A 21,342-nucleotide genomic window follows, 5' to 3' on the forward strand; every position below is an offset into this window, starting at 1 on the left:
GTCAAGGGTTAGGGGTCAAGAGTCAAGAGAAAGTATGAAGTCTGAAGTAGGAAATTAGCTTTTTCAGACTTCATGCTTCACACTTGTTAAAATCTTTCACCGATACCGAAATTGATGCGGCTGTCACCATCATCGTTAATCCCATAGTCAATCCGAATTGGCCCCAAAGGTGATTGTACGCGCACACCAATGCCATAACCATAGCCACTTCCATTTTTATTGAGGACTTCCGCCGCCCTCGTATTCGTGCCTAAATCACTGCCAAAATCAACAAAGGCTGCACCGCTAACAATCGAAAATACAGGGAAGCGATACTCTAAAGTTGCTTGCACGTAACTGCGGCTGCTGGCTAGTGTACCTTCTTCATAGCCGCGCACAGAATTACTACCACCCAAAGTAAAGGCTTCGTAAGGGGGTAAGTCACCTAGGATAGTTCCGCCTTGAATGTTAAAGGCTAGGGTTTGTGAGCCTTTAGAAAAGTTAAGAAGTTTAACGGGTATGTATTGGCTATAGCTACCCCGTAATCGAGTGAGTAAAATATTGCCTAGCCCTACTGGAACTGACTGATCAACTCCAAAGCGGAGGAAAGAACCACTAGTAGGTTGTAGGGCATTGTTACGGCGATCGCGCTGGGTTCCCAGTTGTAATAGCAATAAGTCGTCTTGACCTTCCCCCGAAAAGCTCAAGGGGATTAATTCTCCAGCTTGGTTATTGTTATTGTCATCGTACACTGTCCCAAATCTTCTGAGGTTGCCATCAGCATCACGGGTGGAAACTCGTTGATATTGCAAACCAGCAGAGGCTGTCCATTCTGAGCGTTCGTAGGGATTATTAGATAAAGGACGGGTAAAAGTAACACCGCCACCTAGCCGCAGCACACGGGGGCGATCGCCATCTGTATCTCCAGGATTTCTAAAGGTTTCAACGTTTTCATCTGTGCCTTCATATACCAAGGAAATGGAACTGCGCCGGAAAATGTTAGCTGTATAGGAGGTACGGTAAGGGTCGCCGGCAATCCAAGGGTCGGTGTAGCGCAAATCAAATAGTAACTCCCTTGTTCCCACCTGGACTTCTGCACCTAATTTTTGGTTTCTCCCATTGAGGTTTTGCTGTTGATAGCTCACTGTACCAAATAATCCACTGGCAGAACTAATCCCAGCCCCTGCCGCGATTGATCCGCTACTACGTTCGGCTACATTCACTACCACATCTACTTTGCTTGGGTCAGTACCAGGATCTAGGGAAACATTCACATCTTCAAATAATCCCAGTCCATATACCCGTTGTAGGTCTTTTTGGACTGTATTTCGGTTGAATATCTGTCCTGGCTTTAATTCTACTTCGCGTTTAATAATATACTCTTGTGTCCGTCCGCGAATTGGTCTACCTTGGTCGTCGGTTTCTTGACCTTCTTTGTTACGGAAGCGGACTTTAATATTTTCCACTACGCCTTCTGCTACTTGCAGAGTCACAACTCCATTTTCTGCAACTTGGGGCGCACCAATCACATTGGCTAACACATAACCTTGGTCTTGATAGCGTTTGGTTAAGGTTTTTATGCCTTCTTGCAAGTCTCGCAAGTTGAGTATTTTACCATACTGATCTTTAAAAACTTCATCCGCAGTGCTTGCAGGCAGAACTGAAGCAACACCAGTACCAGGATTAGCTTCGACTTGCACTTTTGTCAGTACAGGGTTGGGCTGGACAACAAAACTGACTCGCACACCCAAGGGTGTATCTTCTGGTAATGCTTGAACGTTGGAAAAGAAACCTGTACCAAAGATAGAATTGATATCTTCTTGCAACTGTGTGCGGGTGGTTGTCCGCCCTGGTTGAGTCCGAATGACCTGATAAACTTTTTCTTCTAATTCTGGTGTTAATTGTCCTGTCTGGGGTCTCACTAATACTTCTGAGACTAACACCCTTGGTTCTGTTGTTTCGGTAGCGCCATTCGGCTGAGTATTCCCTGGAGTTGTAGGAAATGCTGGTTCTATCGTTGGCGGGTTGGTGTTCTCTGGCTGAGTATTACCCGGAAATGCTGGTTCTATTGTCGATGGAGTGGTATTTTCTGGTTGAGTGGTACCGGGAGTTGTGGGAAATGCTGGTTCTATCGTGGATGGAGTGGTATTTTCTGGTTGAGTGTTACCGGGAGTTGTGGGAAATGCTGGTTCTATCGTGGATGGAGTGGTATTTTCTGGTTGAGTGTTACCAGGAGTTGTGGGAAATGCTGGTTCTATTGTCGTTGGCGGGTTGGTGTTCTCTGGTTCAGGGGTTGGTTGCGTAGCTGGAGATGAACTATCAGGAACGGTATTGGGCTGTTGAGTGTCAGTATTGGGAATTGTTTCTGGCGCTTGGGCAATTGTTGGTACCATCACCTGTGATCTTGCATCTGACTGCATTGGCAAAATTTTCACAGATTGAGATTGAGTATCTTCAAGTACCTTAGCCTCTGTGGAATTGATCGCAGATTGTAAACTTTCCCTTGCTGAATTTTGGCCTGCGTCCTTCTCTTGTGGCTTACTGGTTGAGGGTTTTACGACTTTAGCTGTCTGTTGTAACCCTTCAGCAGTTTGGGCATTCACTTTGAGAGAGCCACTTAATGGCGCTGCAATTGCTACAGCTGCTACTAATATAGGAGATAAACGCATTTTATATTCCTCTTCACTTCCGCACACAATCACACACTAAGTCAATAGTCAATAGTCATTTGCTAATAGTCAAGTGTCATTGGTCATTTGTATCGACAAAAGAGCAATCACCAATGACCAATGTCAAGTTACACTAGTTCAATTTTGAGTGTCTACTGTTTGTAACACTCGTTGTAAAACCTCTTGGTAAGCGTCTTCTACATTGCCCAAATCTCGGCGGAAGCGGTCTTTATCCATTACCCGGCGGTTAGGGTCAGTTTCTGCTGTGTCCCACAAACGACAGGTATCTGGACTAATCTCATCTGCCAGAAGTATCTGCTGTTGTGAGTCCAAGCCGAATTCTAGTTTGAAGTCTACCAGGGTAATACCACATTGCTGCCAAAAGCGCCGCAGAAACTCATTGATTTGCAATGCTAGATTCTTAATTACGTCTACTTGTTCCGCTGTCGCCAGTTCTAGCAAGAGTAGGCGATCGCTTGTCAATAGCGGGTCTCCTAATTGATCATTTTTGTAATAAAACTCAACCAACGGCTGTTTTAAAACAGTACCTACTGGTAAACCTGTTTGTTGACTAAGGCTACCCGCTGCAATATTTCTGATAACTACTTCTAATGGTAATATTTTGACGGCTTTCACCCGCATTTGATTGGGGGCTGGGCTGTCAATAAAGTGGGTTCTAATCCCATTTGCTTCCAATTTTTTAAATAATTGGCTAGAGATACTACAGTTAATTCTTCCCTTGTCAAGAATACTGCCACGCTTTTGGGCGTTAAAAGCAGTGGCATCATCTTTAAAATCTGCCAACAGGACTTCTGGATTATCTGTTGTATAGAGTATCTTTGCTTTGCCTTCGTAGAGCTTGGAATGAACAGACATGGTAGGAGGTAAACTTTTCAGCACTGGGAGACTTGTGTCCTTTCGGGCTTAACCATTTTATCTTTAGTTAACAAAGATTAGCCAATCAATCTTGAGTAGGCCAGGAAAAGGTTTAAGAAAACTGATGACATCAGTTTTACGAGTTTTCTACAGTAGCTTTAGATAAATCTTTCTGTGTATTTTCCCGGAAATCTTTTGACTATCTCTATCAATAGATTTATTGTCATCAAAGCTTGTTGACTCAGCCTCTTTAAAAGTAAAAATTGCTTATAACCTTATTTCTACAAGCTATTGAGCCAGACAAAATTAGCTTTTGGTTAATTCACTTTTACACCTCAGCCGCTGCGAGGTTTGGTTAAGATTAATTACCCAAGGCTGATTTCTGTACATATAGTGTATAACCTCTAGTAGAGGCAATTTTCCCAGGAAATTATTACAGTATAGGTGTAGATTTTTTTACCAAAAAATTGGTGTTTCTTTCATCAAATAAATTAACAAGTATAAATAATGACTAAGTAAAAAATGTTTAAAGCTTGATAGGTATTTAATTGGAGAAAATATCAATTAATAATTAGGAGAAGGGTAAACTATTAGGAATTCCTATACAAATATTGTTTCTAGATAAATACTGATCAAGCTCTTTTGCTTTAAGACACAGGGTATGTGCATAAGTGATGGCTTAAACTCAGATATAAAAACAATAACGGAGTTTCATAAGGGAGCATCGAATAGTGGACAAAGATGATTTTCTTTACCCTAATGGCCGCTATTATGGTCAAGTCAAACCAGAAAATTTAGTATTTAATGCAAATCTTCAGGAATTTGCTCAGAAAGTTAGTTATGTTTGTAGCTTAGAAACAGGTGGTAAAATCCCCCCAGAAGCAGCCTATGAACAAATTAGAGTTTTGTGGAAACAGTTAAAGCATAGTAAAAAACAGCTACAAATTGGCGAAAATCCTTTTCAAGATGAAGGGGGAGAAGCGGCAGAATAAAGAAAAATACTAACAGCAATAAATAGTAAAAAGCGAAAAAATTAATTTTTACTGATTATTTGATATTTTCATTGCTGCTTGCCAATATTTCGTAGCCAAAAATACAGAAAAATCAGGTTTTATTTGCTAACAATTGTCCAAACACCATCCCAGGAATCTGGCGGTGGTGTTTGATGATAATTATGAGCGCGTTCTAAATGAATATCTACGGCTTGGTCTTTAGGGCGAAGATGTTTAGCAGCGGTAAAACAAGCGATCGCACCGGCAAAATCCCTAGCTAAATAAGCAGCCCGGCCATGATGGTAGTGAAATAAAAACTCTTGGGTATTAGCATCCAGGGGAGTTTGGCGATCGCTAATTAACTCGTAGATATTGACTGCTTGGTGTTTACCCTTAACGCGAATTTGATCCAACTCACGCACCCAAATGCGATCGCTGCACAGTTGATAGGTAAATTCGCTCAAAATAATATCACAACCATATTCTTTGGTGACAGCTTCTAAACGAGCGCTTAAGTTGACACTATCGCCAATCACGGTGTAATCCATACGTTTGTGAGAGCCAATATTACCAGATACCACATCCCCAGAACTAATCCCAATCCCGATGCGAATTTGGGGTTGTTCTTGAATAATCCGCCGTTGATTAAATTCTTCGAGACGTTGGCGCATATCCAAAGCTGACTGTATCGCTTGCCAAGCATGGTTTTCTGTGAGTGGTAGGGGCGCACCAAACACAGCCATTAAAGCATCGCCAATAAATTTATCTAAAGTTCCTTCATAGTTAAAAACTGCCTCTACCATTGTTTCAAAATACTGGTTCAATAGCGAGACTACCGCTGCCGCCCCCAAATTTTCTGTCAACGTAGTGTAGCCACGAATATCAGAAAATAAGATAGTCACATCCTTGCGTTCACCCACCATCAAAGCATCTTCCCCCACAGCCATCACTTGTTCGGCTACGTGGGGAGTGAGGTAACGATACATTGTCATTTTTAGGCGTTTTTCTTGACTAATATCTTCCAAAACCACCAAACCGCCTCTGACTCCGCCTTCTGGGTTGGTGAGGGGATTAACAGTCAAATTAATACTACGTTCTAACTGTTCTACCTGACTGGTAGGAATTAACTGGGATGGAGGAGTGAGGAGTAAATTCCAAGGAATAAAAACATCAGGGTTAGTGCGATCGCGGACTGTTAAAATTAACTGGTGAGTCATCGCAGTTTGACCAGAAGCAAACCCGTTTTGTAATGGTAACGGAATTTGAGCCGCCTCCTGAATTTCACTACTCACTCGCCCGTCTAAAGTCAGTGCTTGATATAAGCCTACCATCAGACTTTGCTCCGGCACGTAATGTCTCGCACCAGATGTCAAGCTGTCTTCTAAACGCATTTGTAAATTGTCAATTGGTACGACTTCCCAAACAAAGCGACCAACTAAATTTTGTTCCCATAATAATTTATTGCTTTTGTTATTAGCATCGCCTAAAGGACAACCTAATAACTCTAAGGCGGCATCATTAATTGTAACAATGCGACCAATCATATCAGTAGAAATTACAGCATCAGAAAGACTTTGCAAAATGTCTTTTTGATACTGTTTTTCTAGCAAGACATTTTCAAACAACCGCGCATTTTCTAATGCTATCCCTGCCTGAATATTAAAAGCTCGCATAAATTCTTCATCAGAAGCGGTAAAACTGCCTTTTTGCTTATTAATTAGCTGTGTCACTCCAATTAATTCATTGGCAGAATTGAATACTGGCAAACATAAAATATTCCGAGTTACATAGCCAGTTTTTCTATCTGTACTGGGGTCAAAGCGAGGGTCTTTATAAGCATCAGGAATATTTAATGCGTCCCCTGTATATGCCACATAGCCCGCAATTCCCCGATTCGCCGGCATCCGAATTTCAATAGAATCTGTTTGAGCCTCGGCCGCTACTACCTTTGTCCAAAGTTCACCCATTTCTTTGCGATATAAAAATAGTGTACTGCGGTCTGCTTGCATTAAAATTCGGGCTTGCTCCATGACTATTTGCAAAGTTGCTTCTAAGTCTAAACTTTGCCCTAGTGTTTGAGTAGCACGTAACAGTGCTGTTGCGCCTCGTTGATTGCGGGCTGCTACATAAAAAGACTGACAAGTTTCTAAAATAATCCCAATGGAAGCAGCAAAATCTCGAAAACAATCTTCATCTTCGTGATTAAAAGGAATGTCGCCTTCTTTATTAGCTAGTTGGACTACAGCGACAGTTTGACTTTTACTACTCACAACAGGCATACATAAAATATTACGAATTTTGTAGCCCATTTGCTTTTCTAAATCTGGGCTAAATAAGGGATGAGTAGCAGTTTCAGAAATATTTAAATATTGGCCTGTACTCGCAACATGGCCAGGAATTCCTACATTAATTGGTGTTCTAATTTCTAAGAATTTTTGGCTATTATCTTGGGGAACTTTTGACCATAGTTGACCTTTATCATAATCAACTAAAAAAATAGCTGTGTGTTCGGCTTGCAGAATTTGTCCAATTTTCAGGGTTATTGCTTCTAGTACTTTCTCCAACATTGTTTCTAGAGCTTCATTATTGATTAATTCAATCGCTCTGAGAAATTGTTGAAACTCAGCTGTTATAAAATCAAGCAAACAAACAAATTCGTTAACAGAAAGGTCTTTGACACGACGCAGTAAAGCATGGGTGCGATTAACTTGCGTAAGTTCGGTTAATGTAGCCAAGACGCTACCAGGATTGGGAAGAGTCATGGAATTTTAGATTTTAAATTTTAGATTTTAGATTTTAAAGCTGAAATTTCGCTTTTATCTAAGTAGAACACAGGGAAAAAAGAACTATGAGAATCACAATAAATTAGGCTAAAACTCTCATCACTTCTACCTCCTGTTTGGTTGGTGAGCGAAGTCAAACCACTGCCTTGTGCCTGATATTGACTATAAATATTTGTGACGACTTACTGATCATTAAATCGTTATTCCTGCAATTGTGGAGCAAAACTGCCCCACAATTCAAAGCCTCTATTTAAACTACTGCTGTTGGCCGTTTTGCCAAGACTATTTTTTGATAGTAATCTTGCAGCTGGCGTGTGGCAGATGCCCATCCCCACTTTTCTGCTTCTTTACGAGCATTTTGACGAATGATATCTCGTTCTTGTTGATTTTCCAAGAGGCGAATTGTGGCAGAAATGGCATCTTGAATGTCGGCTTTGGGGTCAAAAAGATATCCATTGATACCATCTGTCACGATATCAGGGATGCCGCCAGAACGGGCAGCAACTACTGGACACCCAGCGGCCATTGCTTCCAATAAGACTAACCCCAGAGTTTCTGTCCGGGAAGGAAAGATAAAAGCATCTGCACTCGCAAAAGCTGAACCTAACTCACGCCCCATAAGGTAGCCAACAAAATTTGTGTTTGTTCCAGCAAAGTGTTTTTCTAATGCTTGCCGATGAGGGCCATCTCCTACCAATGCTAATCGAGCTTGGGGAATTGCTTCTAAAATTGGTTTAATGCGTTCAATTTCTTTTTCGGCAGACAGGCGACCAACATAAAGCAGTAAGGGGCTTTGGTGATGATTTTGCGAAAGAAGCGATCGCATTTCCCAACTTGCTAAATCAGGGTGAAATAATTCTGTATCAACTCCCCGCTGCCATAAATCTACTCGTTCAATGCCATGTGATGACAGTTCTGTCATCATGGCTGTAGAAGTACAAAGATTCAACAATGCCTGATTATGAGCGCCTTTGAGCAATTCCCACAATAATCCTTCTAACATCCCTAAACCATAATGTTGGAGATATTGCGGTAAATGGGTATGATAAGAAGCTACTAAAGGAATTTTCAAAACTTTGCTATAAAAAATGCCTGATAATCCTAGAATGGCTGGATTTACAACATGAATCAAATCTGGCTGGAATTGTTCTAAGGCGTAACCAATTGCTGGGCGAGGTAGTGCCATTTTCAACTCTGGATACAGAGGCAAAGGAAAGCCACTAACGCCGTAAACTTTCGCTCCTTTGTGTTCTGTAATTCCACCTTCAGGGGCGATGACTAAAACTTGATTTCCATGACGTTGGAGATGGTCAACTGTATGCCGTAAGCGTGTAACTATGCCATCAACTTTTGGCAAAAATGTTTCGGTGAATAGGGCTATTCTCATAAAAACTCAGTCCAGGCAGATAATCCCAGCTTTTTTTGGATTTCGCTATCAAAAACAGGGTAAACCTTCTCCTGTGGTGTAATCAATTCTGCATCGTTACAATTTAGATCTTGTCTTTGTTGGGTGACAATGTAACTAGAAATCATTGGAGGCTAGTGATTGACCAGATAGAAATCTGGTTGTTTCACCAGCCTCATGGAGTTTTCACCTACTTTCTATGCCAAGAAACTTTTGGCAAAATTTGTTTTTTATCGACTCGTTGCTGATACTTGACTGCAAAGTTTAACAATGAATCAAGTAACGAATCTGAGAGGTAATGAGGCTGCAAACCGAGGTCAAGCAGTTTAGTATTTTTAGCGTTGAAGTAATGTTCTTCTTTCTCTACTCTAGGGTTATCTATGTTGTTGATGTCGACATTCAATCCCAAGGAGTTACCTGCTTTTTTCACCATCAATGCCAAGTCACCAACACTAAATAGTTCGGTAAATTGGTTGAAGACGCGAAATTCTCCAGGTTCGGCCGGATTGGCGATCGCTAATTCCATACAGCGGACTGTATCCCGAATATCCAAAAATCCGCGAGTTTGTCCACCTTTTCCGTACACAGTTAGGGGATGACCAATGGCAGCTTGAATACAGAATCGGTTTAATGCTGTACCAAAAACACCGTCGTAATCTAGGCGATTAATCAACAGTTCGTCCATCCCCGTTTCTTCGGTTAAGACACCATAAACCACGCCCTGATTTAAGTCGGTGGCACGCAATCCCCAAATCCGACAAGCAAAGTGGATATTGTGGCTATCATGCACTTTGCTTAAGTGGTACATTGAACCGGGCTGCTTGGGATAAGGCAAGGTATCCTTGCGCCCATTGTGTTCAATGGTGATATACCCTTCTTCAATATCTATGTTGGGTGTACCATATTCACCCATTGTTCCCAACTTGACTAAGTGACAGTCTGGGAAATCTTCACGCATGGCATACAGTAAGTTCAGTGTGCCAACAACGTTGTTGACCTGTGTAAGAACTGCATGTTCGCGGTCAATCATGGAGAATGGTGCAGAACGCTGTTCGCCAAAATGCACGATCGCATTTGGCTCAAATTGATGTAAAGCTTTTTGCAGAAATTCGTAATTAGTGATATCGCCTACGAATAGGTCGATGGATTTGCCGGTCAAATCTTGCCAGCGCTGGATACGTTGCTGAATAGGTGCGATCGGAGTCAGAGTTGCGATACCTAATTCGTTATCCCAGTGCCGCCGCACCAAATTATCTAAAATTCCAACATCGTAACCTCGATTGGAGAGGTAAAGTGCGGTTGCCCAACCACAATACCCATCGCCACCAATAACCAGGACTTTCATTTTCACCAGTTTTTACTCGCTGATAGCTAAATCTATCAGGTTTCTGTACCCCCTCAACCATCAAAAGTAGTGATTAGTCATTAGTCAATGGTCATTGGTTAAAAGGCAGGAGGCAGGAGGCAGGAGGCAGAAGGGAAATTTTATACTTCACACTAGCCTGCTGCAAGCCACTAAAAGCGTCTACAGACTTCATACTTTTATCCGATATTGCTGGGAAATGTAATAAAACAACGGGTAATAGTTAGAAAATTCTTGGCTGGGGCTTTTTCCCTGCCAATAATATGTAACTTGACCTTGAGTTAAAGTCAGTTTCATCAAACCAACTTGCTGATTCACTTCTACTAACAAAACCCCAGATACCCCTTGCGTGGTCTGAAAGTTAGACTGGATTACATTTGCGGCATCTCGGTCTGGGAGACGATTACTTGCCCATGCTCTAATTTCCACATTTTGGCTGCGTGGTGAAACTAGGGCAATCCCATCATCATTTTCTGGTACCCCTAACACATTCCAATTGCTGGGATAAGGAAATTCAAAGCCGTAACGAGAATTACTATAAGTCTGCCATTGGGTATCGGAGACGCTAAAAGGTTTGCTGCATCCGCATAACAGCAGCGAGAGCGCGATCGCACTCGCTATACTCGAATATTTTGTATAATTTACTTGTATCTGACTACAAGTTTTCACTGACATTGTAGACATATTACATCTTTTATTTGAGTTGATAAAAGTACTGTTTATATTTAGTTTTGGCAACATTTCAGACGATTTTCTGAGTGATTTATTCAGATTTAAGTCATGTTTTATATATAACTTAATGTATTTTATTACGTCACAAATTACATAAAGAAATGTAACAAAAATGCTGTCAAACCGTTTTAGCGGCTTGACAACAAACGAAGGAGCCGATAACGTGATATACATACCCGGGTAAGACCGCCAAAGAGTTATATGCAAACGCAAACGAAGCAAAAGGTTACTTTTTATATATCGCCAGAACTGCACAAAAGGTTAAAGATTCGTTCAGCAATTGATTCTGAGCCAATGTCAGAGCTTGCCGAACGCGCCCTCTACTTTTACTTGGCGAATTCAGAATTGGTAGAAGAATTAGAAGCTTCTGCTTATGGAAGAACTCATAGAGTGTATTCCTGCCCGACTTGCGAAAGTTCACTAGCATTACGTGATGGGGAATTAATTGCTTTAGGCAATCAACCAGGATTAATTGGTCAAGAGCCTCTTTCAATTGATGAAATGGAGCCAGTAGAAACCCATCCCAAGAGTGAGGAAGAGCTAGTCCCTTGCTAGATAAGAATTATGAATCACTTAGTTCATAATTTTAGCCATCGTTACAAACGAAGTCTGTTCTTTACTGTATAAGGTCTCAAGTAGGTCGATTGTATGAAAGAAGAGCTCAATATCCTAATTCAAGCTCAATACCCTCTAATCTACCTTGTGACCTCCGAGGAAGAGCGAGCAGAGCAAGCAATTTCCACAATCGCTCAAGTGTTAAAGCCCCAGCGCCGGGTTTATGTATGGACAGTAACTCATGGCATCGTGGAATATGGTCAACCCCGGAATGGCAGCCAACACAACACAGTGTCCCCAGAGGCGGCGATTGATTGGATAATTCGGCAGAAAGAACCAGGTATATTTATTCTTAAAGATTTACACCCCTTTATTGATGCGCCTGCAACAACAAGATCGTTGCGAGATGCGATCGCTAGTTTTAAAGGGCAGCAAAAAAATATTATTTTAATGTCCCCGATGCACCAAGTCCCCATAGAACTGGAGAAGGAAGTAGTAGTTTTAGACTTCCAACTACCAGATATGGCTGAGTTGAATAAAGTTTTAACTTCTCATTTAGATAATCATCGTGGGCGACGTTTAACTACAGAAGCACGAGAAAAGCTTCTCCGGGCTGCTCTAGGTTTAACCAAAGATGAATCTGAGAAAGTATATCGCAAAGCCCAAGTCACCACAGGGCGGCTAACAGAAGAAGAAGTTGATATAGTTTTATCTGAGAAAAAGCAGCTAATTCGGCGGAATGGGATATTAGAATACATCGAAGAAGATGAAACCATTGACGCGATCGGTGGCTTAGAAGAGTTAAAAAAATGGCTAAAGCAACGCTCAAATGCCTTTACCGAAAGAGCAAGAGAGTATGGTTTGCCTCAACCAAAAGGGATGCTAATTTTAGGAGTTCCTGGCTGTGGTAAGTCATTGATAGCCAAAACAACATCCCGGCTTTGGGGTTTACCGCTGTTACGCCTAGATATGGGACGCGTATACGACGGCTCAATGGTGGGACGAAGTGAGGCAAATCTGCGTAACGCCCTCAAAACAGCAGAATCCATCTCTCCAGCGATTCTGTTTATTGACGAGTTAGATAAATCCTTTGCGGGAAGCGGGGGTTCTGGTGATTCCGATGGTGGGACATCCAGCAGGATATTTGGTTCTTTCCTCACATGGATGCAGGAAAAGAAATCCCCAGTGTTCGTAATGGCGACAGCCAACCGAGTCGAACGCTTACCTGGAGAATTCTTGAGGAAAGGTCGGTTTGATGAGATTTTCTTTGTGGATCTGCCTACTCCTGAAGAACGGCGCGATATTTTCAATATCCACTTAACTAAGCGTCGTCCTGAAGACATTGCTCGGTTTGATTTAGAGCAACTAGCCAAGATGTCTGATGGCTTTTCTGGGGCAGAAATTGAACAAGCGATTATTGCGGCAATGTACGAAGCTTTTGCCCAAGAGCGCGAGTTCACCCAACTAGATATTATTGCTGCATTAAAGGCCACATTGCCACTGTCTCGCACGATGCAAGAACAGGTCACAGCCCTCAGAGACTGGGCTAGACAGCGGGCAAGACCAGCCGCAGCCTCCGTTGCTGAATACCAGCGAATGGAGTTCTAAAAGCTTTCCCTTGCTAACCCAGGGGGAAAGGCTAGTCCCAAAAACTAGCAGTTAAAAGAAAAAGCCGCCTCTCTATAAGCGCGGCTTGCTGAAGATAAACCGTTGTTTTTTTCTCAATCTTCTCATTGGAGGAAACCCAAATGTCTCACTTTAGCACTCTTCGCACCAAAATCACCGATGCAGAAATCCTCAAAGCTTCTCTGCGCGACTTGGGTATTACCGTAAAGACAGAAGCTGATGTACGCGGTTATAACGGTCAGCGTGTTCGTTCCGACATCGTTGCTGTTTTGGAAGGCGAATATGATCTCGGCTGGTCTCGCAATAGCGATGGTTCTTTTGACCTTATCGCTGACCTGTGGGGCGTTGCTAAAAAGCACAACCAAACCGAGTTAATCAACTCCATCAATCAAAAATATGCAGTTAACAAGACTTTGGCTGAAGTAAAACAGCGCGGTTTGCAAAACGCTAACGTTAAGTTGGTATTGCAATAGTAATTTCTCTGCGCGTTCCCAAAGCTGCACGGGCTAACCACACTATAGCGGTTAGCCCGCTTTTTTATCTTATTTCGGGGCTGGGAGTTTATTCCCAGTCCTAATTTTTTTAGTTTGGTTTTTAAGAGACTATTTATAGCTATAGCCAGTTTTATTAGGACGCTGCGTGCTTGAGAACGAATTCGATAGCATCACGTAAATGATCACAATTGTGTAATTGTTTGCGAATCCTACTTTTTAACCATGCCCAACACTTCTCAATACGATTAAGGTCTGGTGAATAGGGAGGTAAATAAACAAGTTCACAGCCTGCATCATGTATGAGTTGGGCAATTCGACCACCATGATGAAACGTCGCATTATCCACAATTACCCACTCACCGGGACGCAAAACCGGAATCAAACATGTTTCTAGCCAGGTTTCAAACACTGTGCGGTTACACGCCCCCTCGACTGTAAATGGGGCAATCAATTGATTATCCCGATACCCAGCAATCATGTTAATGCGTCCCTGTCGCCGACCGGATTTGAGGTCGTAAAATCGTTCCCCTGTTGGTGAGTACCCATAGCCGTAGTTATCTCGTTCATCCATTCCCGATTCATCGACATAAACCAAGTGTGGTGCTTTTGGGTTCTTCAGTTGTGCTAGAAAGGTTGCTCGTTTGGCTTCATCTCGTTGACAGTAGCCATATGTTTTTTTTACGGGTGTGTCCAATTTTCTGCAATGCCCGTGAAATCGTGCGTTGACTAATCTCTCCTTCCCATAACTCTACCATTTGGACTTGAGTTTTATCACCATTTGCTTTGACAAATGCGCGAAACTTCTCCCAATCATCGATTTTGCCACCCCTTTGGCATTCCTGCCTCGATTTGACCTTGATATCACCCGTTTGGGCTTTTCTTTGACACCACAAGTTAATCGTATTGCGACTGATATTGAACAATTGGCTCGCCTCACTCTTTTTGAGACCGTCCAACTCAATTGCTTGCATCACCTTTTGCCGGAAATCATCACTATAGGGTTTAGCCATCTGAGTTTGAATCGCAATACTAGGAATACTTCATAGTTTATGTCCTAATCTTATTGGCTACAGCTATATAAAGTAAATCTTTAGACGACAAGACGACGCAACATAATCCGAGTCATAACAGCATATATAGCAGCTTCACTCATTTCGGGTAGGCGCTCATAATCTTTGCTGAGACGATGATATTGGTTAAACCACCCAAATGTTCTTTCGACTACCCAACGTTTCGGTAAAACCTGAAATTCTGACTCGGTACGCCGTATGACTTCAACATGAGCTTGGATCATCAACCAAACACAAAGAGCAAACTTATCACCGTCATAACCGGAATCAACCCATAAAACTTCAACTTTCTCAAGTAATTCAGGACGCTCCTCTAACAATTCCATCAAAGCATAGGCAGCAAGCACTCGCTCTGGGGCATTTGCTTCACTTACAACCACTTTCAACAATAATCCCAGGCTATCAACCAAAGTCTGTCGCTTTCGCCCTTTTACCTTTTTACCGCCATCAAAACCGTACACATCCCCCTTTTTTGGTCAGTTTTAACTGACTGACTGTCTGCGGCGAGGGCGCTGGGTTGTGTTGATTTACCTAATTTTAAGCGAACCTGACCGCGTAATGAATGGTTTAATTTTTCCCATACCCCTTTGCGCTGCCATTTGCGGTAGTAGTTGTATACAGTTGAGCTGGGCGGGAAGTCTCCCGGAAGCATATTCCATTGGCATCCTGTCTTCAGGTGATAGTAGATAGCGTTGCATACCTCCCGCATATCAGTTGTGCGCGGGTGTCCTCCTTCTTTCGCTGGTGGAATCAAGGGGGCTAGGATTTCCCACTCCATATCTGTTAAGTCTGTGGGGTAAGACTTTCGCGCCATACCTAACTATGTAAATACACTACGTTTAATGTATCTTATCGTTGTCATAACTCTTTTCTTTTCGCTTTTAGATTTACTTTATAAATAGCCTCTAAGATTTGGATGTAACGAATCAATCCTGTTGCCGAGAAAATTTATGACTGCCCCATAAAGAGAGAGCGATCGCCACTACTAATAAAATCGGTATACTGTACCAAGGAAACTCAGATAAAGGTGAGTAAACGGCAGCCCGTAAACCAGTGCTGGCGTAAGTTAAAGGTAATAGGTAAACTACACATTTCAACGCGACTGGTAAGGTACTGGGGTCGAAAAAAGTTGCACCCAGAAAAGACATCGGCACAATCACGAAGTTGTTATATAGTCCCACAGATTCGAGCGATCGCACACTTAACCCGACAATTACCCCCAACCCAGCAAATACAGCACAATTCAACACTAACAACAACAAAAATAACGGATTGAGAAAATTCCAGTTACCAGTAAATAACAGTGCTACCAAAATTACCGAACCAGATGTCATCAAACCTCGCAGAATCCCCGCCAGCATTTTACCAATATGCAGAGATAGAGGATGTATGGGAGCCAACAACATCTCTTCAAAAGTTTTGCTAAACAGCCTTTCTCCACAAATTGAAAATGTTGTCCCGCCAAAGCTAATGGTCATCGATGATAATGCTACCATCCCTGGCAAAATAAATTCTAAATAATTATCATAATTCCCCGTAATACCTGAACCTGGACGAATTGAGCTACCCAGTCCCAAACCAAAAGCCAAAATATATATAAGTGGAGATATTAAACCAGTTGCGGCAACTTGTGTAATTCTGGCACGTAATTTCAACCACTCTCCCCAGAAAATCGTCAGACTATCCGCAAGTAGAAGTGGAAATTGTGTAGTTTGAAATTTTTTTCCCCAGAGCAATGCTTTTTGAGATGTCACTTGCTTGCAGTTACTTATCAAAGTTCTTGTAAGAATACTTTACAATTTTAGTTGACTCAATTAATACTCATAATCAAAAATACTGATATTGCAATTTATGTATTATTTATCACTAAAGAAATATAAAATCATAGCTCTAATAAATTTTGCAGACAATCATCGTCAAGAATCGGCATACTGAAATAAGGAGAGCAATTCAGAAAGCTCCCTGCTTTCCAAAACGTGAAGGTGTCAAGTACAAATGAGACGTAAATCAACTGGTAGATCAGCTACAACATCTAAACCTCCGGCTTTTCAGCCTTCTCTGTTCAACCTCACCACGATCGCTATTTTGGGAGGTGTGCTAGTTTTGGGTATTGGCATTGGGATTGCTTTTAGCTCCACAACCACTTTATCGCCATCCAACGTGGCTTCGCGGGAATTTATTGATACAAGAGCGCCAAACCCAGAGATTTGTGTACAGTACGGCGCTAGTGCAATGGTGATGGATGCCAGATTATTTGTGACACTTAACCCATTTAACGTTTATGTTGCTCAACCAAGTATGCGTCCAGGATGCGTATTACGGCAAAATAACTGGGCAATTTTAGAACAGCGCAAACTTGTCACCTCTGACCAAGTAAGAGAATGTAAAAATCGTCTGAATACCTTTGGTTTTACAGGTAGCTTAGATAGCGAAAAACCTGATATTAGATGTATTTATCAAAACGACGCAGCGCAAAACTTTTTCACATCTCAACCGGGAGCCGTGGGATCACCTCAAGACACAGACAGATTTTAGTGTGAGAAGAAAGATTGGTTAGAGGCTAGTACAACAAGGCAAAAGTAAAAAGAAAGAATATTCACATCACAAGACTTTTGCTCATTCCAGATGGATACTGAGCATAGCTTCTCACAGAGAAATCAGGTTTATTTATTTCCGCCGTACCGTATTAGTATTTTGACTCAGCACTTTTAACTTATGGTTTAGGCAGAGGTTGTCCAAATTCAATCACTGGGATTTGGACTTCATTGGATTGATAGTTGGGTGTGGTTCGGGCTGTAGGAATGGGAAAATTAGGACTGGCTAAGGGCGCAGTACTATTCAAATTACCAGATTGATTGGGAAAGTTGGCTGGAGGAAGAATTGAGCCTGGGATTTGAGAAGGATTCTTGGAAGATAGGGGAGGTACAGTGATATAGGGTTGTTGTTGGTTAGTAGTGATGGGCGGTAAAGCACTAGGTAACTGTAGATAGTTAGAGTTGGGATTTAAGTTAGTAGGAGCAGGTGTTTGAGGATAGTAATTATAGGAACTTGGCGGGAAGTTATTAATGTTGGGCTGTAAGTTTGCTGGTTGAATGGCGAGATTTTTACTAGAAGTAAAAGGACGTAATATCCAGCGCGTGGGATTATTTCTAGAGACAGGTTGTAGTTTTACCTGATTGATGTCGATATAAGTTCCGGTGGCTAAATCTAGAACAATTCGAGTTATGGTGGCGTTCAATTGCGAAACCCGGACACGTTGAATTGCGCCAGAATAACTTTGCTTAGTCATAACATAACCCAGCTTAGTATCTGGCAGGTCAATAACCAGACGTGGCGGTTGAGAAAGGTAAAAGTATTGCGGCTTTGTACCAGCTGACAACGTAAATTCAAGTTGTGCCGCTTCTGGATAAAATCGCCAATCATTCAACTTAGCAATTGGTGCAGCATTACTACTACCAGTGTCTAAAGTAATTGCTGTGTAAAATCCTAGCCAGCTGATACTAACTAGACGCTGGCTCCATAACAAAAACCATTTAGGTTTTGGGCTTGTGTACATTATTTGTATTCCGTATATATTTAGACACAAAGAAGTTTGGTGGAATTAGTAAAAAGTGATACCTCATTCAAGGCAAATTTTAGGCTTTAAATTACCTAATTCCTAACTTACATAATTTGCCCACATTTTAATGGCTATTTAACTTTTGTGATTTTTCTTGGGTTAGTTGTTTGGTAGCAGTAAATCGCAGAGTTTCGGGAATGCCATTAACTGTTAGTTGACCTGTCATTTTATCTTGATCTATTAGCTGCATTTGCATTGTGACTGATTTACTTGTCTCAAGTTGCGAGTCTTGATGAGGACAAAGGATTTCTGGAGTAACTTTTCCAGAAAAACTGATCTGTTGATTTTGCAAGATCCCTTTGAGCGAAAGTGGTTGTTCAGTGTCTACATGAGAATTTACAGGCAATAAAGAAGCATTCAAATAAATACCTGATTGTTGAATCTTTAGTACCAGAGAGTCTGCTATGTCACAGCTGGGTAAGTTCGTGGAGAGAGTAATACTGTAACGTCCGTCAACTACAGAAGGCGCTTTGAGATTGTTTTCTCCATAGGCTGTAACAGTTTTAAACAACAGTAACACTGAACCTATAGCTACTCCATAGAAGGTTAAAGATTTAACATTCATTAGTTTGTCACTTTTGATTCTTGGTTGCTGATTTCAGGTAGCACAGAAGCCAGATGAGAGGTAACTTGACTGTAACGGCGGGTAATGAGCAGAGAGGAACGGCATTGAATGGCTAGTGCATCTGTGTATCTGCCGAGGGTTTGACGCTCAATTCCCCAAACGCGGCTGGTGCCGGCAATGGTGAGGTCAACTGTTTCGGAAGCTGCAACAACGGCTTGAATTGGTTCTGGGGATTCGACAGTTTTAATTTCAATGCGATCGCGTACACTGGCTGGTAGTTGCTCCATCATTTTGTATAATTCATAACTCAACTCATCTTTTTGTTGATTTTCCCCAAGTACCTGTAAAATCTGCAACATACAGGTATCACGGTTAATCAAGAGTCTCAAAGCTAAAATTAAGGCTAAATCATCATGAATATTTGCCGAGTAAGGAACCAATAAGTTTTCTAAACGCTCTAATCCCCGATCTACAAATACGGCAACATCCACTGGTGCAGTGCTGAGAATCTGCCCGACTCTGCCACCTAAACGATTGTTACTAAAAGCTGGACGATGCCATCCGACAAGTATTAAATCTGTTTGTTCAATTTGGGCGATTTGGGCTGTTTCTCGCGCCACATTACTGGATATGCGAATAATCGGATGCACATAGGAACGAGCAATTTGCGGTTCTAAGGTGTTAATCAATTCTTCTAGTTGCTGGCGACGCTGAAGAATTAATCGTTCCGCTTCTACTGGGGTACTCTCAAAGGCATAATCTTCTTGCAATTCAATTAAGCTAAGAGGACTGACTACAGCAGGTTGTCTGTAGTTGAGTGCCAAAGTTACTGCAAATTGCAGCAACCCTTTTTGTGTGCTAGGATTCGCAACCGGCACTAAAATCCGGTAATTAGGAGCAGCTTCAACAACAGTAGTAGGTTCAGTTGTCGCTTCTGCTTCCAAGTCTGGTTCGACTACATCCAACTTGATGAGATGTTTGGGATATGTCCACTCCAGCAGGGGCGAAGTCATAAATGTTGTTACCAATGCCATAATTACCAGCATGGTAAAGACCAAGGGTGAAATTACGCCTAACTCTAAACCAATGTTGAGAACAATTAGCTCGGTTAAACCCCGTGTATTCATTAACCAACCAAGGGCGGAAGCTTCTCGCTTATTGATGCCACTTACACGAGCAGCTACATAAGTGCCAATATACTTGCCAGCGATCGCCACAAACAATACCAATCCACATAACAGCCATAATTCAGGACGATTTAGTAAACCTATCTGCGTCCGCAAGCCACTATAGGCAAAAAATATTGGTAGCAGAAATATCAAGACAAAATCTTCGGTTTTAACCGCTAATTCTCGAACTAAATCTGCATTCTTGGGCATTGCTGCACCCAATAAAAACGCGCCAAAAATTAGGTGAATCCCAATTAGTTCGGTGATGAGTGCAGAACCAACTACCGCCATGTAAATTACGGCTAAAAGTAACTGGCTTAAACGTCCAGTACGCCGATAGTAAGTGGCTAACCGTTGAAGAAACCAACGCCCCACCGTTAGCATAAAGGTAATGTAGACAATGCTCTCAATAATTGTGGGTATAGCACCAGCAATGTTACCCGTTCGGGCTACGGCGATTGCTACTGCTAAAATACACCATGCAGTCACATCATCTACGGCTGCACAAGTTAATGCCAAGGTTCCTAGCCGTGTCCCCTGCAAATTGTTCTCTGTAATAATTCTTGCCAATACCGGAAAAGCAGTAATTGACATTGCTGCACCTAAAAATAGGGCAAAGGCAGTAAACGAGACACTAGCATTAGAAACCAGAGGATACAGCAGTAAAGACAAAATAGCCGCCAGAGAAAACGGCACAATTATGCTGACATTCGAGGTAAGAATCGCTGCTTGTAAGTTTCCACTGAGATATTTAGGATTAAGTTCTAACCCAATTAAAAACATGAAAAATATTAATCCCACCTGAGACAATACATTAAGAAACGGAATTGTTTCAGGTGGAAATAAACTAGCTGCTACATGGGGAGCAAGCAATCCAAACAAAGATGGGCCAAGCATAATGCCGGCAACAATTTCACCAATTACCAAAGGTTGCTTAATTGATTTGAATGCCAGACCTATGAGCCGGGACAGTCCAATAACAATCAGCACCTCGATCAAAACGAGAATAACTGTGTGCATGGTTTCCTCTAAAAGACTATCTGGTTTCCCTAAAATGATTCTTGAAAAAATGGGAAATTGTCAACCTTGTTAAGCATATTCCATGTAAGTTTATGTTCGATTAGGATGTTAATTGTTGTTACGACTTCATCATGCTAATCAACAGTAAATTGCTTAAATTTAAGAGATATTTAGAGAATAATGGGCAAATTTTTGAGATAAAACCTAGTGAATGATTAACAGTTATCAGGCATATTTTTTGTATGAGCATTTAGATGCTATGTTTTAGAGATTTTATGCTCAAACATTCTCTATATATTTACTTAATAAATATGTAATTAATACTCTATGGATAACTCAGAATCACTTATTTAACTAAACGGTTGGTTTATAAGTTTTTTTTTGGGGAAAAAGTTAAATATTAGTAATCCTATGCTATCAGGATA

General features: G+C 41.6%; 17 protein-coding genes. 5 read left to right on the forward strand and 12 right to left on the reverse strand.

The window, feature by feature from the left end:
* Positions 1–86 precede the first annotated feature (86 nt).
* Entirely contained in the window at positions 87–2,648 is a 2,562-nt protein-coding gene (locus NOS7107_RS15035) for a BamA/TamA family outer membrane protein (RefSeq protein WP_015113808.1), read from the reverse strand.
* Between the two features lie 138 nt (positions 2,649–2,786).
* Positions 2,787–3,524 (reverse strand): phosphoribosylaminoimidazolesuccinocarboxamide synthase, encoded by a 738-nt coding sequence (gene purC, locus NOS7107_RS15040; protein ID WP_044500001.1) that lies wholly within the window; start codon positions 3,522–3,524, stop codon positions 2,787–2,789.
* A gap of 728 nt (positions 3,525–4,252) precedes the next feature.
* Here purC and NOS7107_RS15045 point away from each other — a divergent pair.
* The gene (locus tag NOS7107_RS15045; RefSeq protein WP_172641485.1) at positions 4,253–4,516 is read left to right on the forward strand and encodes a hypothetical protein; all 264 of its coding nucleotides are present in this window, start codon (positions 4,253–4,255) and stop codon (positions 4,514–4,516) included.
* Between the two features lie 119 nt (positions 4,517–4,635).
* Here NOS7107_RS15045 and NOS7107_RS15050 read toward each other — a convergent pair whose 3' ends face one another.
* The 4 genes from NOS7107_RS15050 to NOS7107_RS15065 form a co-directional block, all read right to left on the reverse strand.
* Positions 4,636–7,278: a GAF domain-containing protein gene (locus NOS7107_RS15050; RefSeq protein WP_015113811.1), complete on the reverse strand. Its 2,643-nt coding sequence runs from the start codon at positions 7,276–7,278 to the stop codon at positions 4,636–4,638.
* A 271-nt stretch (positions 7,279–7,549) separates the two neighbouring features.
* Positions 7,550–8,686, reverse strand: coding sequence for a glycosyltransferase family 1 protein (locus tag NOS7107_RS15055; RefSeq protein ID WP_015113812.1), 1,137 nt, complete (start codon positions 8,684–8,686; stop codon positions 7,550–7,552).
* Between the two features lie 208 nt (positions 8,687–8,894).
* Positions 8,895–10,049, reverse strand: coding sequence for an NAD-dependent epimerase/dehydratase family protein (locus NOS7107_RS15060; RefSeq protein ID WP_015113814.1), 1,155 nt, complete (start codon positions 10,047–10,049; stop codon positions 8,895–8,897).
* A gap of 189 nt (positions 10,050–10,238) precedes the next feature.
* Positions 10,239–10,751 carry a hypothetical protein gene (locus tag NOS7107_RS15065; protein WP_015113815.1) on the reverse strand — a complete coding sequence of 171 codons (513 nt, stop codon included), beginning with the start codon at positions 10,749–10,751 and terminating at the stop codon, positions 10,239–10,241.
* A 249-nt stretch (positions 10,752–11,000) separates the two neighbouring features.
* On the opposite strand from NOS7107_RS15065, the gene NOS7107_RS15070 reads away from it, so the two are divergent.
* From NOS7107_RS15070 to NOS7107_RS15080, 3 genes are all read left to right on the forward strand, one after another.
* Positions 11,001–11,354, forward strand: coding sequence for a hypothetical protein (locus tag NOS7107_RS15070; RefSeq protein WP_015113816.1), 354 nt, complete (start codon positions 11,001–11,003; stop codon positions 11,352–11,354).
* Positions 11,355–11,447: 93 nt separating this feature from the next.
* Positions 11,448–12,962 (forward strand): AAA family ATPase, encoded by a 1,515-nt coding sequence (locus NOS7107_RS15075; protein WP_015113817.1) that lies wholly within the window; start codon positions 11,448–11,450, stop codon positions 12,960–12,962.
* A gap of 140 nt (positions 12,963–13,102) precedes the next feature.
* Complete coding sequence (locus tag NOS7107_RS15080) at positions 13,103–13,453, forward strand: DUF1257 domain-containing protein (protein ID WP_015113818.1); 351 nt, start codon at positions 13,103–13,105, stop codon at positions 13,451–13,453.
* 154 nt (positions 13,454–13,607) lie between these two features.
* Here NOS7107_RS15080 and NOS7107_RS27880 read toward each other — a convergent pair.
* The 3 genes from NOS7107_RS27880 to NOS7107_RS15105 form a co-directional block, all read right to left on the reverse strand.
* A protein-coding gene (locus NOS7107_RS27880; RefSeq protein WP_253274444.1) for an IS630 family transposase occupies positions 13,608–14,484 on the reverse strand; the annotation gives its coding sequence in 2 pieces (ribosomal slippage) (positions 13,608–14,153 and positions 14,155–14,484; 876 coding nt in all).
* An 80-nt stretch (positions 14,485–14,564) separates the two neighbouring features.
* A protein-coding gene (locus NOS7107_RS27885; protein ID WP_085999800.1) for an IS5 family transposase occupies positions 14,565–15,358 on the reverse strand; the annotation gives its coding sequence in 2 pieces (ribosomal slippage) (positions 14,565–15,019 and positions 15,019–15,358; 795 coding nt in all).
* Positions 15,359–15,470: 112 nt separating this feature from the next.
* A complete protein-coding gene (locus NOS7107_RS15105) occupies positions 15,471–16,298 on the reverse strand; it encodes an ABC transporter permease (RefSeq protein ID WP_015113819.1) in 828 nt (275 codons plus the stop codon).
* A gap of 241 nt (positions 16,299–16,539) precedes the next feature.
* Between NOS7107_RS15105 and NOS7107_RS15110 the strand changes: the two genes are divergently transcribed.
* Positions 16,540–17,079, forward strand: a complete 540-nt coding sequence (locus tag NOS7107_RS15110; RefSeq protein ID WP_015113820.1) for a DUF3172 domain-containing protein — start codon at positions 16,540–16,542, stop codon at positions 17,077–17,079.
* Positions 17,080–17,257: 178 nt separating this feature from the next.
* Here the strand turns inward: NOS7107_RS15110 and NOS7107_RS15115 are convergent, their stop codons facing one another.
* The 3 genes from NOS7107_RS15115 to NOS7107_RS15125 form a co-directional block, all read right to left on the reverse strand.
* On the reverse strand, positions 17,258–18,100 hold the full coding sequence (locus NOS7107_RS15115) for an AMIN domain-containing protein (RefSeq protein WP_015113821.1): 843 nt from the start codon (positions 18,098–18,100) through the stop codon (positions 17,258–17,260).
* A 127-nt stretch (positions 18,101–18,227) separates the two neighbouring features.
* Positions 18,228–18,728, reverse strand: coding sequence for a hypothetical protein (locus NOS7107_RS15120; RefSeq protein WP_015113822.1), 501 nt, complete (start codon positions 18,726–18,728; stop codon positions 18,228–18,230).
* Positions 18,728–20,917, reverse strand: coding sequence for a cation:proton antiporter (locus NOS7107_RS15125; RefSeq protein WP_015113823.1), 2,190 nt, complete (start codon positions 20,915–20,917; stop codon positions 18,728–18,730). The genes NOS7107_RS15120 and NOS7107_RS15125 overlap by 1 nt, the downstream gene beginning before the upstream one ends.
* Positions 20,918–21,342 lie beyond the last annotated feature (425 nt).

Source organism: Nostoc sp. PCC 7107 (genome assembly GCF_000316625.1).
Lineage (GTDB): Bacteria > Cyanobacteriota > Cyanobacteriia > Cyanobacteriales > Nostocaceae > Nostoc_B.

What these genes read in the sequence shown, in the direction of transcription:
- NOS7107_RS15055 (WP_015113812.1), bottom strand. Translation starts at nt 8,686, where the DNA reads ATGAGAATAGCCCTATTCACCGAAACATTTTTGCCAAAAGTTGATGGC.
- NOS7107_RS15075 (WP_015113817.1), top strand. Translation starts at nt 11,448, where the DNA reads ATGAAAGAAGAGCTCAATATCCTAATTCAAGCTCAATACCCTCTAATC.
- purC (WP_044500001.1), bottom strand. Translation starts at nt 3,524, where the DNA reads ATGTCTGTTCATTCCAAGCTCTACGAAGGCAAAGCAAAGATACTCTAT.
- NOS7107_RS15115 (WP_015113821.1), bottom strand. Translation starts at nt 18,100, where the DNA reads ATGTACACAAGCCCAAAACCTAAATGGTTTTTGTTATGGAGCCAGCGT.
- NOS7107_RS15125 (WP_015113823.1), bottom strand. Translation starts at nt 20,917, where the DNA reads ATGCACACAGTTATTCTCGTTTTGATCGAGGTGCTGATTGTTATTGGA.
- NOS7107_RS15035 (WP_015113808.1), bottom strand. Translation starts at nt 2,648, where the DNA reads ATGCGTTTATCTCCTATATTAGTAGCAGCTGTAGCAATTGCAGCGCCA.
- NOS7107_RS15060 (WP_015113814.1), bottom strand. Translation starts at nt 10,049, where the DNA reads ATGAAAGTCCTGGTTATTGGTGGCGATGGGTATTGTGGTTGGGCAACC.
- NOS7107_RS15080 (WP_015113818.1), top strand. Translation starts at nt 13,103, where the DNA reads ATGTCTCACTTTAGCACTCTTCGCACCAAAATCACCGATGCAGAAATC.
- NOS7107_RS15110 (WP_015113820.1), top strand. Translation starts at nt 16,540, where the DNA reads ATGAGACGTAAATCAACTGGTAGATCAGCTACAACATCTAAACCTCCG.
- NOS7107_RS15065 (WP_015113815.1), bottom strand. Translation starts at nt 10,751, where the DNA reads ATGTCTACAATGTCAGTGAAAACTTGTAGTCAGATACAAGTAAATTAT.
- NOS7107_RS15120 (WP_015113822.1), bottom strand. Translation starts at nt 18,728, where the DNA reads ATGAATGTTAAATCTTTAACCTTCTATGGAGTAGCTATAGGTTCAGTG.
- NOS7107_RS15050 (WP_015113811.1), bottom strand. Translation starts at nt 7,278, where the DNA reads ATGACTCTTCCCAATCCTGGTAGCGTCTTGGCTACATTAACCGAACTT.
- NOS7107_RS15070 (WP_015113816.1), top strand. Translation starts at nt 11,001, where the DNA reads ATGCAAACGCAAACGAAGCAAAAGGTTACTTTTTATATATCGCCAGAA.